The sequence below is a fragment of the Micromonospora sp. LA-10 genome (assembly GCF_051853095.1).
Taxonomy (GTDB): domain Bacteria; phylum Actinomycetota; class Actinomycetes; order Mycobacteriales; family Micromonosporaceae; genus Micromonospora; species Micromonospora echinospora_A.
This window is the reverse complement of the sequence record NZ_CP195710.1, coordinates 4638899-4653344: the sequence shown is the minus strand read 5'-3', so window position 1 is coordinate 4653344 and position 14446 is coordinate 4638899. Positions and strand designations below refer to the sequence as shown.

The window sequence follows — 14446 nt, the reverse complement described above, 5'->3', positions numbered from 1 at the left end:
TCCCAGCATCGTGTGACGTTGCAGCGGTTAGCCTGGCCTGATCGGACCGGGCGCGAGGCCACCCCTTGGAGGACCAGACCATGTTGACGATGTATTCCACCCCGTGGTGCGGCTACTGCCACCGGCTGAAGTCGCAGCTCGACCGGGAGGGCATCGCGTACGAGGTGGTCGACATCGAGCAGGACCCCGCGGCCGCGGACTTCGTGATGAGCGTCAACGGCGGCAACCAGACCGTCCCGACGCTGCGCTTCGCCGACGGCAGCGCCCTGACCAACCCCTCGATCGTCCAGGTCAAGCAGCACCTGGCCGCGCTGCCCGGCTGATCTCCCGCGACGCCACGAGCGGCCGTACCCGATCCGGGTGCGGCCGCTCGTCGCCGTTCAGGAGCCGCTCGCCGTTCAGGAGCCGCCGCGACTGAGCACGCCGTCGTCGGCCGGCTTGCGGGGCCTCGGGATCCGCACCGGTCCGGCGACCGGCGCGCTCAGCCCGCGGCCCCGCCACAGGTAGAGGCCGGCCGCCGTGGTGACCGCCCCGACCACCGCGAACAGCAGCCGATAGTCGAACACGCCGACGAGCAGCGCGCCGGTGCCGATGGAGAGCGCCTGCGGCCCGCTGACCAGGGCTTCCGACGCCGCGGTGACCCGGCCCAGCAGCCTCGGCGGCGTCCGCCGCTGGATCAGCGTGTTCAACCCCACCATGGTCAGCGGCAGCGAGAGGCCGGCCAGCAGCAGCGCCACCACCCCGAGCCAGAGCCGGGGGTACGCCAGCGCCAGCGCGGCCGGTCCGAAGAACGTCACGCCGGCGGCCAGCGCGCCCACCTCGCCGTACCGGCGGACCACTGCGGCCGAGAACAGGCCGCCGACCAGGCCGCCGACGCCCTGCACCATGACGAGCACGCCGACGAACGCGGCCTCGCGGCGCAGGCCCAGATCCACGTACGCGAAGATCAGCGACTCGGTGAAGCCCATCACCAGCGAGCCCAGCCCGTACCCGAGCAGCGCCCGGCGCAGCGCCGGCTCGCCGGTCAGGTGGCGCAGCCCGGCGCCCAGCTCGGACGGCCCTCGGCGGGACCGCGACGGTTCCCGCTCCTGCACCCGCAGCCGGCCGACCACCACCGCGGCCACCAGGAATCCGGTCATGGCCAGGACGGCGAGCAGCCAGCCACCGACGGCGGCGTAGACGCCCGCCCCGGCGAGCGGCCCGATCAGCCGAAGGCCCTGCCGGACCGTCTGCAGCAGACCGTTCGCGTCGGCCAGCGACTCGGCCGGAACCAGATGCCGGATCAGGCCGTTGAGCACGGCGGCGAGGGTGATGTACGACAGGCCGTAGAACGCCGCGACCACGTAGATCACCCAGACGTCGGACCGGTCCCGGACCGTGAGCAGCGGGCTGAGCAGCGCCGCCGCGACCAGGTTGGCGGCGATGAAGAAGGGTTTGCGGCGGTAGCGGTCGACCACCCAGCCGACGAGCGGGGCGAGCGCCATCGGGGCGATGACCGCGAAGATGGTCGCCCCCGCCATGCTGTCCGACCCGGTCAGGTCCTTGACCCAGACGGCCAGGGCGAGCAGCAGCACCGACTCCGCCGCCATGCTCGCCACCAGCGCGGCGAAGAGGAGACGGAAGTCGGGGCGGCGCAGGACGGTGCGCATCGGGTTGCCTCCGGCAGGGGTGCGCCACCAGGGGCGCGTCGGGGGTGGGCGCTGGTGAAGACACCCTCCACAGTCCTCTTTTTGTCTCGTGACACGCCCGTGCCGGAACCTCCGACGCCGGTCGCGCCGTCCATACTGACCGTGGGGGGCGAATTTCATACAGTTACCGTCGCGTCCTGCGACGGTCGACGGGAAAGAGGACACCGTGCCTCCTGCCGTACCAGGCCCGATTCTCCGCCGCCGTCGACTCGGCATCGAGCTGCGTCGGCTCCGCGAACAGGCCGGTCTGACCGGTGACCAGGTCATCGAGCGGATCGGCTGGGCCTCCGCATCCAAGTTGTCCCGCCTGGAGAACGGCCGCAGCCGGCCCGACCCGGACGACGTGGACGTGTTGCTGACGCTCTACGGCGCCGACGAGGAGCAGCGCGCGGAACTGACCGGCATCACCCACGAGGCCGGCGACATGCGCGGGTGGCTGCGCAACTTCCCGGTGATGACGCAGCAGCAGCGCGCCTTCGCCGAGCTGGAGGCCGGCTGCGCGGAGATCTCCGAGTACAACCCGGTGCTGGTCCCGGGGCTGTTGCAGACGCCCGGGTACGCCCGGCACCGGATCATGTCGGCCGCGCAGGTCGCCGCCGAGGCCGGCGACCAGGAGCACGAGGACCCGGAGACCGAGGTACGCGCGCGGCAGGCCCGCCAGTCGCTGCTGACGCGCTCCCCCGACGTCCCCCGGTACACGGCCGTGCTGGAGGAGGCCGCCCTCGGCCGGCGCGCCGGTCCGCCGGAGGTGCTGCACGACCAGCTCGTCCACCTGTGCGAGATGGCCCTGCTCCCGAACGTGACGCTGCTGCTGCTGTTGCGGGACACCCGGGTGGGCGACTGGTACCTTCCGCCGACCGCGTTCTCGGTCTACCGGTTCGCCGATCCGCTCGATCCGGAGACATTGGCCATCGAAGGTGGGTTCACCGACGTCATGTCGACCGAGGTGAACACCCTAAATCGCTATAAAGTGGTGTTCGAGTGGCTATGCTCGTCGGCACTCTCCGCATCGGACACCCTCTCCTGGTTGATCGAGGCGACAGGACGGCTGACCGGCACGGCAGTCGAGTCCACGGCGGTGTACGGGCCGGCAACGGCGCCGACCCAGCGCCGCCGGGACTCGGGGCGCCTCACCACGGAGCGGTGATCCGGTAGGGACACCGTCCGCGCTCCGGCGTCGCTCGGTCCCATCGGAGCACCTCACCAGGAGCAAGCACCATGAACGAGATCCGTACCAGCACGACCGCCCTCTCGGGAGAACTCGCCGGCGCCGCCTGGCGCAAGAGCACCCGCAGCCAGACCTCCAACTGCGTGGAGGTCGCGCCGCTCGGCAACGGGCCGGCGACCGTGGCGCTGCGGGACAGCAAGGATCCGAGCGGACCGGCCCTGCTGTTCAACCGGGCCGGTTGGCTCGGCTTCCTCGCCGGGGCGAAGAACGGTCAGTTCGATCTGGACTGATCCGGCGAACGTACGGGGCCGTCGGCGTCACGCCGGCGGCCCCCTCGCGTGTCCGGCCCCGACAACGGTGCTGACCTGGCATCCCCCGATCGGTCGAGCTGGCGCGTTCCACTTGTCGGGAGTACACATCGGCGTAACATGACGCGGGAGTGACGTGGAAGTTCCAGCGTGTAACCGCCGATTGTCCGGGGGACACCATGCGGTTCCTGATCGTCCGCACCGAGATCCGTACCGCCGCCGACGCCGACATCGCCGCCGCCTGGGCCGGCGGGGGCCGCCTGCGGGACGAGACGAGCACGCCGGAACCCCGCCGCCAGGTCGTCCACGCCGAGGACCGGGACGCCGCGCTCCTGCTCGCCCGGGCGCTGTCCGCGGTCGGGGCGGTACGCGCCGGCCGGCACCGGGTCAAGGTGCTGCCCATCGAGGAGCCCGCACCCGGGCACCCGTACCGCTGGGACGGTGGATGACCGGACGCTGACGTCCGTCGTGGCCGGACCGGCTTCCCCCGCCGACCATCGCCTCACCCGGCCACGACGGCCCGTGTTCCCGGCCCGCGACCGTCGCGGCAACGACGGTCCGGGCCGGGACCGTGTCCACCACCCCGTTCCACCCGCCCGGCCCCGCCCCGCCTCGTGTCCGCCCGGCCCAGGTCCGCCCGGCCCAGGTCCGCCCGGCCCAGGTCCGGCCCGCCTCGCCAGTTCGGGGAGGTGGCTGGATCCCACCGCCCTCGACCACACCACTTCCCCGAGCTGGCGCCACCCACCGGCCGAAACCCGCCAAACCAACCCCGAATCCCGCCTCACGCACCCCGCGGAAACACGACCACCGAAACCGGCTCGCCCACCAGCTCGGCGAAGTGGCGGTATCGCACCCACCCCCACCTCGCCAACTCGGCGAGATGGCGACATCGCACCCAGCCCGACCCCGCCAGCCCGGCGAAGTGGCGGTAACTCACCGGCCTCCACGGCGCTACTTCCCCGATCTGGTGCCACCCACCGGCCGAAACCCGCCAAACCAACCCCGAGTCCCGCCCCTCGCGCCCAGCGGTAGCACGACCGCCGAACCCCAGCGGGCTCGCCAGCTCGGCGAAGTGGCGGTATCGCCCCACCCCGCCTCGCCAGTTCGGGGAGGTGGCTGGATCCCGGTGCACTTGACCACGCCACTCCCCCGAGCTGGCGCCCGCCCGACAGCCAAAACCCGCCAAGCCAACCCTGAATCCCGCCCCACACACCCTGCGGATGCACGACCGCCCAAACCCGGCCGGACCCACCAGCTCGGCGAAGTGGCGGTATCGCACCACCCCGCCTCGCCAGTTCGGGGAGGTGGCTGGATCCCACCGCCCTTGACCACGCCACTTCCCCGAGCTGGCGTCATCCGACAGCCAAAACCCGCCAAGCCAACCCTGAATCCCGCCCCACACACCCTGCGGAAGCACGACCGCCCAAACCCGGCCCGACCCACCAGCTCGGCGAAGTGGCGGTATCGCACCACCCCGCCTCGCCAGTTCGGGGAGGTGGCTGGATCCCACCGCCCTTGACCACGCCACTTCCCCGAGCTGGCGTCATCCGACAGCCAAAACCCGCCAAGCCAACCCTGAATCCCGCCCCACACACCCTGCGGAAGCACGACCGCCCAAACCCGGCCCGACCCACCAGCTCGGCGAAGTGGCGGTATCGCACCACCCCGCCTCGCCAGTTCGGGGAGGTGGCTGCGTCCCACCGCCCTTGACCACACCACTCCCCCGAACTGGCGTCATCCGACAGCCGAAACCCGCCAAGCCAGCCATGAATCCCGCCGCACGCACCCCGCCGGTGACACGACCACCGAAACCGGCTCGCACACCAGCTCGGCGAAGTGGCGATATACCACCCACCCCCGTCCAGCCAGTTCGGGGAGGTGGCGGTGTCCCACCCACCCCCACCCCGCCAGTTCGGGGAGGTGGCTGGATCCCGGCGCCCTTGACCACACCACTTCCCCGAACTGGCGCCGCGGCGCCAGCCGAAACCCGCCAACCCGACGGGCGGACGGGCGGACGGACGGGGGCAGGAGGGTCAGCAGTGGCCGTCGAGCCAGCGGTGCACCAGGAACAACGCGATCGACGACGGTGGCGGCAGCACCAGCCGGTCTCCCCCGCCCACCGGTACCGGCTCACCGGCCAGCGCCGCCCCGATCTCCCGGCGGGTGAACCAGCGAGCGTGCGCGATCTCGGCCAGGTCGACCCGGATCGGCGCCTCTGCGTCGGCGCGGGCGAGGAATCCGAGCATCAGCGAGCCGGGGAACGGCCAGGACTGGCTGCCGACGTACATGATTTCTTCGACCGGGACGCCGACCTCCTCGCGGACCTCGCGGAGCACGGCGGCCTCGGCCGACTCGCCGGGCTCGACATATCCGGCCAGGCAGGAGTAGCGGCGCTGCCCGGGGGTGCGCGGCCAGGCCGCGTTGTTGCCGAGCAGGCAGCGGCCGTCCGCGCCGTCCACGCCGTCGTGCACCAGCACGATCATGGCCGGGTCGGTACGCGGCCAGACCCGGTCGCCGCCCGGGTCGATCCGGGACCAGCCCGCCTCGTCGGCCCGTGTCGCCTTCCCGGTCGTGGACGAGTAGCCGTGCCGCAGGTGCCAGTTGAGCAGCGCCAGCGCGGTGGTGAACAGGCCCGCGTCCCGGTCGGTCATCAGGTGGCCCACCTCGCGCAGGTGCGCCGGGCGGGTCTCCGGCAGCGCCGGCAGCGGTCCGTCCACCGCGAAGACCGGTACGCCGTCCGGCTCGACGCCGAGGAACATCGGCACCGACCGGGGCACCTCCGGCAGGTCGCCGGGGCCGACCAGGACCAGTTCCGGCGGGGCCGCCATGCCCCGGACCAGGGCACGTCCCTCGGCCGCCGAGTCGAGCACCAGCACCCGCGCCCGCTCCCACGCCTCGGCCAGCCAGGCCGGGTCGGTACGTCGGTGGGCGGCCCGGTCGAGCGTGGACCGGGCCAGCGGCGGGGCGGGCTCGCCGCTCATGCGGATTCCGTACGCACCGGTGTGAGCGCGGTGAGCGAGTCGGCCACCCGCTCGGCGTCGCCGAGCACGACGGTGACCGCGCGGGCCGGCGCCAGGTAGCGGGCGGCCACCTCGGCCACGTCGTCCACTGTCGCGGCGGCGAGCCGGGCGGCGTGCTCGGCGAGGAAGTCCAGCCGCAGCCCGTTGCCGGCGTACGCGCTGGTCAGCGACGCGAGCCCAGCCTGGGTCGACATGCCGAGCTGAAGCGTGCCGAGCGCGTACTGGCGGGCCTGCTCCAGTTCGTCGGCCTTCGGCGGGACCGTGGCCAGCCGGCCCAGCTCGTAGTTCGTCTCCACGAGCGCCGCCGCGGTCACCTCGGTGGCCACCTCGGCGCCGGCGATGAGCACCGAACCGGCCACCGAGTGCTCGACGAGCGAGTGCGGCCCGTACGTGTAGCCCTTGTCCTCGCGGATGTTCTCCACCCAGCGGGAGGAGAAGTAGCCGCCGAAGATGAGGTTCGCCAGTTGCAACGCGGCGTGGTCCGGGTGGGTGCGCGGTACCGCGGGCAGCGCGAGGCGCAGCGAGGACTGCACCGAGCCGGGCCGGTCGACCAGCAGCAGCGGCCCGGGTTCCAGCGGCGGCGCGGGCGGCAGTTCGGCGACGTGCCCATCGCCGCGCCAGCCGGCGAGCGCCTGTTCGGCCGCGTCCAGCGCCCGCTCCGGCTGTACGTCCCCGACGACCACGAGCACCGCGCCGGCCGGGTGCACCCGCTCGGCGTGCAGCCGGCGCAGCGCAGCGGGCCGGACCGCCCGGACCTGGTCCGGGTCGGGGGTCTGCACGGCGTACGGGTGGCGGCCGTACATCCGCTTGAGCAGCGCGGTGCGGGCCAGGTGCGACGGCTGGCTCTGGGCGACCTGGATGCGGTCGACCAGCCGGTCCCGTTCGGTCTCCACCCAGTCGGCCGGGTAGGTGGCGCCGGTGAGCACCTCGGCGAGCAGTTCCAGCATCCGGTCCAGCCCGGTGACCAGGCCGGCGCCGGAGAGCATCAGCCGGTCCGGGTCGAGACCGGCGGTCAGCGCGCCGCCGACCTTCTGCAGCTCGGCGGCGATCTCGGTGGCGCTGTGCGCCTGCGTGCCGGCGAGCATGGTCTGTGCCAGCATCGCGCCGCGGGCGAGGTGGGCGCGGCCGAACGGCATCCAGAGCCGCAGTTCCACGAGCGGCACCGCGGAACGGCGTACCGCGATCACGGTGAGGCCGTTGCGCAGCGTGCGCTCGGCCTGCTTGGGCACCTTGAGGCGGCGGTTCGGGCGCAGCGCCGGCAGCGGCCGGACAGTAGTAGCAGTCATCGGGCTCCTCCGGCGACGACCTCGACTGATGCGCGGCGCTCGGGCCGCAGGTTGGCGGCGGCGGCGCGGACCTGGTCCTCGGTCACCGCGCCGACCAGCCGGGGCAGCTCGTTGAGCAGGCCCGGCTCGCCGCGCTGCTGTTCCAGCACCGCCATCCGCAGCGCCCGGCCGAGCACCGCGTCGGTGTCGCGCAGCAGGTGGGTGGCCATCCGGGCCTGGGTACGCGCCAGCTCCCCCTCGGCGAGCCCGTCGGTGGCCAGCCGGTCCAGCTCCTCGTCGATCGTGCGCAGCACCTTGTCGACGTCGCCGCCGGGCGGCAGGTGCGCCTGGAGCAGCAGCGCGGTGGGGTCGCGCACGTCGAACGGGTCGCCCATGAAACCGACGTACCCGCCGAGGCTGGTGACCGACCGGTCGCGCTGCACCAGCCGCTCGACCAGCCGGGACGCGTCGCCGTCGGTGAGCACCTCGGCCAGCACCACGTAGGGCAGGTAGCCGGCGAAGTCGCTGATCGGGTCGGGCACCCGCCACGCGCCGGCCACGGCCGGCAGCGGGGCCAGCGCGTCGGTGTACGTGCTGCGCCGCTCGGTGGTCAGGTCGGGCTCGGCGAAGTCGGGCCGCTCCGGCGCGGGACGGGCCGGCACGTCGCCGAAGTGCCGCTCGATGAGCGTGGTCGCCTCGGCCACGTCGATGTCGCCGCTGACCGCCAGTACGGCGTTGCCGCTGGCGTAGTAGCGGCGGAAGAAGTCGGCGGCGTCGGCCACTGTCGCCGACTCCAGGTCGACGAAGGAGCCGTAGCCGTCGTGCGCGTTGGGGAAGGTGTCGAACATCACCGGGGGCAGCGTCAGCCAGGGGAACCCGCCGTACGGCCGGTTCAGCACGTTGACCCGGATCTCCTCCTTGACCACGTCGACCTGGTTGCGCAGGTTCTCCTCGGTCAGCCGGGGGCCGCGCATCCGGTCGGCCTCCAGGAACAGCGCGCGTTCCAGGGCGTTGGCGGGCAGCGTCTCGAAGTAGTCGGTGTAGTCCAGGTGGGTAGAGCCGTTGAACGTTCCGCCCGCGCCCTGGACGTGCCGGAAGTGGGCCAGCTTCTCCAGGTTCTCCGAGCCCTGGAACATCAGGTGCTCGAAGAGGTGGGCGAACCCGGTGCGTCCCTCCGGCTCGGAGCGGATGCCGACGTCGTAGACCACCGCCACCCCGATGACCGGGGCACTGCGGTCCGGCGTGAGCACCACACGCAGGCCGTTGTCGAGGGTGAGTCGTTCGACCGGGTACTTCGTCGCTGGGATCTTCGCTCTCCGCGTGGGCACGAGATCGACATTAGCGCTTCCGTACCGGCTCTACCGCCGGTGTGCGGCGGCCCGCCGGACGGCGGTGCCGGGGGCTGACCGACCGGCCACCCCTTCTCCACCGAACAGGTGGGAATTATCGGGAAAGCCGAGGTCGCGGTCCCGGCGCTCGGATCGGGTCTTGACGCCGCCCGACCCCTGCCCCAGTCTTCCTACCAACTAAATAGGAATACTGCGGATTGGACATTCGATGAGAGGGCTTCCCCTGCGCCGCCTGGTCACCCTGGCGACCCTGGCCGCCGTCGGCGCGGCCACGCTCGGCACCACCGCCGCCTGCGGCGAGGACAGCGACGCCGCCGGCGGGTCCGGCCCGGTGACGCTGCGCCTGGGCTACTTCCCCAACATCACGCACGCCCCGGCCGTGGTCGGTGTGGAGAAGGGGATCTTCAAGGAGAAGCTCGGCAGCGACGTCGAGCTGGACACGAAGACCTTCAACGCCGGCCCGGCCGCCATCGAGGCCGTCTTCTCCGGCGCGCTCGACGCCACGTACATCGGCCCGAACCCGACGGTGAACGCCTTCTCCAAGTCCAAGGGGGAGGCCGTCCGGGTCATCTCCGGCGCGGCGTCCGGCGGCGTCGCGCTCGTGGTCAAGCCCGGCATCACCTCGGTGGAGCAGCTGCGCGGCAAGAAGATCGCCACCCCGCAGCTCGGCAACACCCAGGACGTGGCGCTGCGCTTCTGGCTCAAGGAGAAGGGCCTGGAGACCACCAAGGAGGGCGGCGGCGACGTCAAGATCGTCCCGCAGGAGAACGCGCAGACGATCGAGACCTTCGGCAGCGGCGCCATCGACGGCGCGTGGGTGCCCGAGCCGTTCGTCTCCCGGCTGGTCAACGCCGGCGGCAAGGTGCTCGTCGACGAGCGTGACCTCTGGCCGGACAAGAAGTTCGTCATCACCAACCTGCTGGTCAGCACCAAGTTCCTCAAGGCGCACCCGGACGTGGTGAAGAAGCTGGTCGAGGGCCAGGTCGCGGCGAACGAGTTCGTCAACACCAAGCCGGACGAGGCGCAGCAGGCCATCTCCACCCACATCGGCAAGATCACCGGCAAGCCGCTGGACCTCAAGCTGATCAAGCAGGCCTGGCCCACGCTGGAGTTCACGAACGACCCGATCCCGGCCTCGCTGAAGACCGGACTGGACCACGCCGTCGCGGTCGGGCTGACCCAGCCGGTCGACCTGAACGGCCTGTACGACCTGAAGTTCCTGAACGAGGTGCTCAAGGCGCAGGGCAAGACCGAGGTCAGCCAGCCGTGACGTCGACGACCACGACCCCGCGCAGCGCGACCGGCTCGGTCGCGCTGCGCGGCGTGACCAAGGTGTACGGCCAGGGCGATCAGGCCGTCCTGGCGCTGGACGGGCTGTCGCTGGACATCGCGCCCGGCGAGTTCGTCTGCATGGTCGGCGCGTCCGGCTGCGGCAAGAGCACGCTGCTCAACCTGGTCGCCGGCCTGGACCGGGCCAGCGGCGGCACGATCGAGCTCGGCGAGGGCATCAACCCGGGACTGATGTTCCAGGAGCCGGCGCTGTTCCCGTGGCTCACCGTCGAGGGCAACGTCGAGGTGCCGCTGAAGCTGCGCGGCCTGCCCCGTGACCAGCGCAAGGAGCGGGTGGCTGAGCTGCTGCGCACGGTCCACCTGTCCGAGTTCGGCCGCAAGCGCCCGCACCAGCTCTCCGGCGGCATGCGGCAGCGCGTCGCGCTGGCCCGCACGCTCGCGCTGGAGACGCCGGTGCTGCTGATGGACGAGCCGTTCGGCGCGCTGGACGCGATGACCCGCGACATCCTGCACGACGAGCTGGAGCGGATCTGGACCGAGCGCAAGCTCACCGTCCTGTTCGTCACGCACAACGTCCGCGAGGCGGCCCGGCTCGCCGACCGCATCGTGCTGCTCTCCAGCCGGCCCGGCCGGATCATCTACTCCACCGAGGTCGCCGTGCCGCGCCCCCGGCGGATCGACTCGCCGGAGGTCTCGGCCATCGCCGCCGACGTCACCGACCGGCTGCGCAAGGAGGTGGGCCGGCATGGCCAGTGACACCCTGTCCGCGTCGGCGCGGGCCGACGCGGAGATCTCCGGGCTCGACGCGCTGGAGATCGCCGGCCGGGAGAAGGGCCCGTCCCGGGTACGCCGCCTGTGGTCGGCCACCTGGCCCAAGTTCGCCGCGCTCGCGCTCGCCGTAGCGATCTGGCAGGCGGTGGTCTGGTCCGGGTGGAAGGAGCCGTGGGCGCTGCCCGGCCCGGCCGTGGTCTTCGGCGACCTCGGGGAGTACCTGCTCAGCTCGGCGCTCTGGGAGGGCCTGGCCACCACGGCCCGGCGGGCGGCGGTCGGCTTCGCCGCCGCGGTGGCGGTCGGTCTGCTGCTCGGGCTGGGCGTGGCCCGGGTCAAGGTGCTCCGGGCCGCGCTCGGCTCGATGATCACCGCGCTGCAGACCATGCCGTCGATCGCCTGGTTCCCGCTGGCCATCCTGCTGTTCCAGCTCAGCGAGCAGGCGATCTTCTTCGTGGTGGTGCTCGGCGCCGCGCCGTCGGTCGCCAACGGCGTCATCCATGGCGTGGACTACGTGCCGCCGCTGCTGGTCCGCGCCGGCCGCAACCTCGGCGCGCGAGGGCTCAACCTCTACCGGTACGTGATCGCGCCGGCCGCGCTGCCAGCCATCGTGGCCGGGCTCAAGCAGGGCTGGGCGTTCGCTTGGCGCAGCCTGATGGCCGGTGAGCTGCTGGTGGTCATCGCCACCCGCACCTCGATCGGCGCACAGCTCACCTACGCACGCGAGCTGAGCGAGGCGCCGCGGCTGATGGCCATCATGATCGTCATCCTGGTGGTGGGTCTGCTGGTGGACACCGCGTTCGGGGCCGCCGACAAGGCGATCCGCCGCCGCTGGGGCGTGCTGGACCAGGCCGGCAACTGACGCCGTGTACATCTCCGCGCGCGCCGACTACGCGCTCCGGGCCATGCTCGCCGTCGCCGACGTCGCCGACACCACAGGCGAATCGGGAATCGGTGGCGGCGAGCTGGTCAAGGCGGCGAGCCTGGCCGAGAGTCAGGACATCCCGCTCAGCTTCCTCCAGGGGATCCTGCTCGACCTGCGGCGGGCCGGACTGCTGCACAGCCACCGCGGCACCGAGGGCGGGTACGCGCTGACCCGCCCGCCGGACGAGATCAGCGTCGGTGACGTGCTGCGCGCGGTGGGTGGCGCGATCACGAGTGTCCGGGGCATTCCCGCCGACCGGGCCGGCTACCACGGCGTGGCCACCGGCCTGCGGGACGTGTGGCTGGCGGTGGACGGCGCGATCGCCCTGGTCGTGGACCGGACCACGCTCGCCGACCTGCTGAGCGACCGGGCCACGGCACCCTGACGCGCGTCCGGCCACGGGGCCGACGGCGCGGGGTCGCAGCCCCGACCGTTCGTCGGCCGGCAGAGGCATGACTCGCGGCCGATATGACTCTCGGGCATAAATATGCCCGAGAGTCATATCGCTTTCCGGGCATCATCCGCCCGGCGCGGCTACTGCGTGTGCGGGGCGCTCATCCCCGGGGTGAAGCTGCGGGCGGCGCCACGGTCCTGCCGGCCGCCGTCGGAGGGCTGCCAGGGCCCGAACGCGGCCACCGCGGCGAGCGCCAGGCCGGCGCCCGCGACCGCGAGCACCAGCAACACTTCCCGTGCTCCGCCTGAGCCGGCGTCCCCCGCCATGACCGCTCCCTCCGCGTCCGGTCGACCCCCCGACCGGCTCCCCGCGGAGCAGCATCACCGCCGGTGTCCGGCCGCACAATCGGGCAGCCGACCGAACATCGGCTGATTCCCGACTCAGGAGCGAAAGGGCGGCCCGATCGGAGACGAGCCGGTCAGGCGCGGGCCGCACAGAACACGGGCCGCCCGGACGCGCGGCCGGTCAGGCGCGGCCCGATCAGGCGCGAGGCCGGTCGGACGCGAGGCCGGTCGGACGCGAGGCCGGTCGGACGACGGGGCGCGGTCAGCGGCGGCGCGGACGCCGGCGAGGACGGGTCGCCGGGGCGGGGTGCGCGGCGGCGGGCGCGGTGATGGTCACCGGCACACCGGACGGCTCGCGGGCGCCGGTGAGCCGGCTCAGCTCGCTGTCGCCGGGGCGTACCCGGGTGGTCTTGGGGTTGATGCCCGCGGTGCTCATCAGCCGGGCGAAGTCCCGGCGCTGCTCCGGCAGCACCAGCGTGACCACGGTGCCCGACTCGCCGGCCCGCGCGGTCCGGCCACCCCGGTGCAGGTAGTCCTTGGCCTCGGCGGGCGGGTCGGCATTGACCACCAGGTCCAGCCCGTCGACGTGGATGCCCCGGGCCGCCACGTCGGTGGCCACCAGCGCGGTGACCTGGCCGGTGCGGAACTGCTCCAGGATGCGGGTGCGCTGCGGCTGCGACTTGCCGCCGTGCAGCGCCGCGGCGCGTACGCCCTTGGCGAGCAACTGCCGGGCCACCCGGTCGGCGCGGTGCTTGGTGGCGATGAAGACGATGGTGCGGCCCTCGCGGGCGGCGATGTGGGCCAGCGCGGCCTGCTTGTCGTCCGCCTCAAGGTGCAGCACGTGGTGGGTCATCGCGGTGACGGTGGCGGTGCCCGGGTCGACGGAGTGCGTCACCGGGTCGGCCAGGAAGCGGCGGACCAGCCGGTCCACGCCCCGGTCCAGGGTGGCCGAGAAGAGCATCCGCTGCCCACCCGGGGCGACCTGCTCCAGCAGCTTCGTCACCTGCGGCAGGAAGCCCATGTCGGCCATCTGGTCGGCCTCGTCCAGGACGGTGATGGTCACCTGGTCCAGCCGGGCGTCCCCGCGGTCGATCAGGTCGTGCAGCCGGCCCGGAGTGGCCACCAGCACCTCGGCGCCGGCCCGCAGCGCGGCCGCCTGCCGGCTCAGCGAGAGCCCGCCGACCACCGTCGCGCAGCGCAGCCCGAGCGTGGCCGCGTACGGGGTGAGCGCGGCGGTGACCTGCGCGGCCAGTTCCCGGGTGGGTACGAGCACCAGCGCGAGCGGGCGGCCGGGGCGGGCCCGGCGACCGGCCGTACGGTGCAGCAGCGGCAGCCCGAACGCGAGCGTCTTGCCGGAACCGGTACGGCCCCGGCCGAGCACGTCCCGGCCGGCCAGCGAGTCCGGCAGCGTGGCCGCCTGGATCGGGAACGGCGCGGAGATGCCCTGCGCGACCAGCTCGGAGATGAGCGCCGGAGCCAGGCCGGTGGCGGCGAACGTGGGCAGGGTCGTGGTCATACGAAAAGCCTTCCTCGAGGCGGCACGTGTCGAGGAAGGGCGCCGGACTGCGGCGCGTCACCGGCGTCGCCGGTGGTCACAAGCACGAACCGAAAGGGACGGGCCGGCCCGGCAGAGGCGGGCCGGCCCGTGCACCGCGCCCGAGAGGACGCGGTGGTGGTGCCGGTTGATCCGAAGATCAGAGCGGGCGGATGTTCTCCGCCTGCGGGCCCTTCTGGCCCTGGGTCACCTCGAACTCGACCCGCTGGTTCTCGTCCAGGCTCCGGTAGCCGGAGGTCTGGATCGCCGAGAAGTGGGCGAAGACGTCGGCGCCGCCGTCGTCCGGGGTGATGAAGCCAAAGCCCTTGTCAGCGTTGAACCACTTGACGGTGCCAATTGCCATGTGTTTCGTCTCCTTGACGGAACGGTCGG

General features: G+C 72.7%; 15 protein-coding genes. 8 read left to right on the top strand and 7 right to left on the bottom strand.

Annotated features, from left to right (window positions below):
- The first annotated feature begins 80 nt into the window (after positions 1-80).
- Positions 81-323, top strand: coding sequence for a mycoredoxin (locus ACSDG8_RS22035; RefSeq protein WP_120573252.1), 243 nt, complete (start codon positions 81-83; stop codon positions 321-323).
- Between the two features lie 75 nt (positions 324-398).
- Here ACSDG8_RS22035 and ACSDG8_RS22030 read toward each other — a convergent pair whose 3' ends face one another.
- The gene (locus tag ACSDG8_RS22030; RefSeq protein WP_210896176.1) at positions 399-1649 is read right to left on the bottom strand and encodes an MFS transporter; all 1251 of its coding nucleotides are present in this window, start codon (positions 1647-1649) and stop codon (positions 399-401) included.
- A 205-nt stretch (positions 1650-1854) separates the two neighbouring features.
- Here ACSDG8_RS22030 and ACSDG8_RS22025 point away from each other — a divergent pair, with 205 nt between their 5' ends.
- From ACSDG8_RS22025 to ACSDG8_RS22015, 3 genes are all read left to right on the top strand, one after another.
- Positions 1855-2835 (top strand): helix-turn-helix domain-containing protein, encoded by a 981-nt coding sequence (locus tag ACSDG8_RS22025; RefSeq protein ID WP_210896178.1) that lies wholly within the window; start codon positions 1855-1857, stop codon positions 2833-2835.
- A gap of 71 nt (positions 2836-2906) precedes the next feature.
- Positions 2907-3146 carry a DUF397 domain-containing protein gene (locus ACSDG8_RS22020; protein ID WP_210896180.1) on the top strand — a complete coding sequence of 80 codons (240 nt, stop codon included), beginning with the start codon at positions 2907-2909 and terminating at the stop codon, positions 3144-3146.
- 197 nt (positions 3147-3343) lie between these two features.
- Positions 3344-3613 (top strand): hypothetical protein, encoded by a 270-nt coding sequence (locus tag ACSDG8_RS22015; protein WP_210896182.1) that lies wholly within the window; start codon positions 3344-3346, stop codon positions 3611-3613.
- Positions 3614-5197: 1584 nt separating this feature from the next.
- Here the strand turns inward: ACSDG8_RS22015 and nudC are convergent.
- The 3 genes from nudC to ACSDG8_RS22000 are packed head-to-tail and all read right to left on the bottom strand — an operon-like array spanning position 5198 to position 8777.
- On the bottom strand, positions 5198-6145 hold the full coding sequence (gene nudC, locus ACSDG8_RS22010; RefSeq protein ID WP_210896184.1) for an NAD(+) diphosphatase: 948 nt from the start codon (positions 6143-6145) through the stop codon (positions 5198-5200).
- On the bottom strand, positions 6142-7470 hold the full coding sequence (locus ACSDG8_RS22005) for a M16 family metallopeptidase (protein ID WP_210896187.1): 1329 nt from the start codon (positions 7468-7470) through the stop codon (positions 6142-6144). The genes nudC and ACSDG8_RS22005 overlap by 4 nt, the downstream gene beginning before the upstream one ends.
- Positions 7467-8777, bottom strand: coding sequence for a M16 family metallopeptidase (locus ACSDG8_RS22000; protein WP_210896189.1), 1311 nt, complete (start codon positions 8775-8777; stop codon positions 7467-7469). The genes ACSDG8_RS22005 and ACSDG8_RS22000 overlap by 4 nt, the downstream gene beginning before the upstream one ends.
- A gap of 229 nt (positions 8778-9006) precedes the next feature.
- Here ACSDG8_RS22000 and ACSDG8_RS21995 point away from each other — a divergent pair, with 229 nt between their 5' ends.
- Genes ACSDG8_RS21995 through ACSDG8_RS21980 form a run of 4 tightly spaced genes read left to right on the top strand, consistent with a single transcriptional unit; the run spans position 9007 to position 12166 of the window.
- A complete protein-coding gene (locus tag ACSDG8_RS21995) occupies positions 9007-10068 on the top strand; it encodes an ABC transporter substrate-binding protein (protein ID WP_210896191.1) in 1062 nt (353 codons plus the stop codon).
- The gene (locus ACSDG8_RS21990) at positions 10065-10844 is read left to right on the top strand and encodes an ABC transporter ATP-binding protein (protein WP_210896193.1); all 780 of its coding nucleotides are present in this window, start codon (positions 10065-10067) and stop codon (positions 10842-10844) included. Before ACSDG8_RS21995 ends, ACSDG8_RS21990 begins: the two co-directional genes overlap by 4 nt.
- Entirely contained in the window at positions 10834-11718 is an 885-nt protein-coding gene (locus ACSDG8_RS21985) for an ABC transporter permease (protein ID WP_120573242.1), read from the top strand. Before ACSDG8_RS21990 ends, ACSDG8_RS21985 begins: the two co-directional genes overlap by 11 nt.
- Before the next feature lie 4 nt (positions 11719-11722).
- Positions 11723-12166, top strand: a complete 444-nt coding sequence (locus ACSDG8_RS21980) for an RrF2 family transcriptional regulator (RefSeq protein WP_439427204.1) — start codon at positions 11723-11725, stop codon at positions 12164-12166.
- Positions 12167-12315: 149 nt separating this feature from the next.
- Here ACSDG8_RS21980 and ACSDG8_RS21975 read toward each other — a convergent pair whose 3' ends face one another.
- The 3 genes from ACSDG8_RS21975 to cspE all read right to left on the bottom strand — a co-directional run bounded on the left by ACSDG8_RS21975 (position 12316) and on the right by cspE (position 14417).
- Positions 12316-12501, bottom strand: a complete 186-nt coding sequence (locus ACSDG8_RS21975; protein WP_210896197.1) for a hypothetical protein — start codon at positions 12499-12501, stop codon at positions 12316-12318.
- Between the two features lie 280 nt (positions 12502-12781).
- Positions 12782-14035: a DEAD/DEAH box helicase gene (locus ACSDG8_RS21970; protein WP_210896199.1), complete on the bottom strand. Its 1254-nt coding sequence runs from the start codon at positions 14033-14035 to the stop codon at positions 12782-12784.
- Positions 14036-14213: 178 nt separating this feature from the next.
- Positions 14214-14417 (bottom strand): transcription antiterminator/RNA stability regulator CspE, encoded by a 204-nt coding sequence (cspE, locus tag ACSDG8_RS21965; protein WP_013288421.1) that lies wholly within the window; start codon positions 14415-14417, stop codon positions 14214-14216.
- Positions 14418-14446: the final 29 nt, after the last annotated feature.

Coding starts and splice junctions, on each gene's coding strand:
- ACSDG8_RS22035 (WP_120573252.1), top strand. CDS start 81: ATGTTGACGATGTATTCCACCCCGTGGTGCGGCTACTGCCACCGGCTG.
- ACSDG8_RS22030 (WP_210896176.1), bottom strand. CDS start 1,649: ATGCGCACCGTCCTGCGCCGCCCCGACTTCCGTCTCCTCTTCGCCGCG.
- ACSDG8_RS22020 (WP_210896180.1), top strand. CDS start 2,907: ATGAACGAGATCCGTACCAGCACGACCGCCCTCTCGGGAGAACTCGCC.
- ACSDG8_RS22015 (WP_210896182.1), top strand. CDS start 3,344: ATGCGGTTCCTGATCGTCCGCACCGAGATCCGTACCGCCGCCGACGCC.
- nudC (WP_210896184.1), bottom strand. CDS start 6,145: ATGAGCGGCGAGCCCGCCCCGCCGCTGGCCCGGTCCACGCTCGACCGG.
- ACSDG8_RS22005 (WP_210896187.1), bottom strand. CDS start 7,470: ATGACTGCTACTACTGTCCGGCCGCTGCCGGCGCTGCGCCCGAACCGC.
- ACSDG8_RS21995 (WP_210896191.1), top strand. CDS start 9,007: ATGAGAGGGCTTCCCCTGCGCCGCCTGGTCACCCTGGCGACCCTGGCC.
- ACSDG8_RS21985 (WP_120573242.1), top strand. CDS start 10,834: ATGGCCAGTGACACCCTGTCCGCGTCGGCGCGGGCCGACGCGGAGATC.
- ACSDG8_RS21975 (WP_210896197.1), bottom strand. CDS start 12,501: ATGGCGGGGGACGCCGGCTCAGGCGGAGCACGGGAAGTGTTGCTGGTG.
- ACSDG8_RS21970 (WP_210896199.1), bottom strand. CDS start 14,035: ATGACCACGACCCTGCCCACGTTCGCCGCCACCGGCCTGGCTCCGGCG.
- cspE (WP_013288421.1), bottom strand. CDS start 14,417: ATGGCAATTGGCACCGTCAAGTGGTTCAACGCTGACAAGGGCTTTGGC.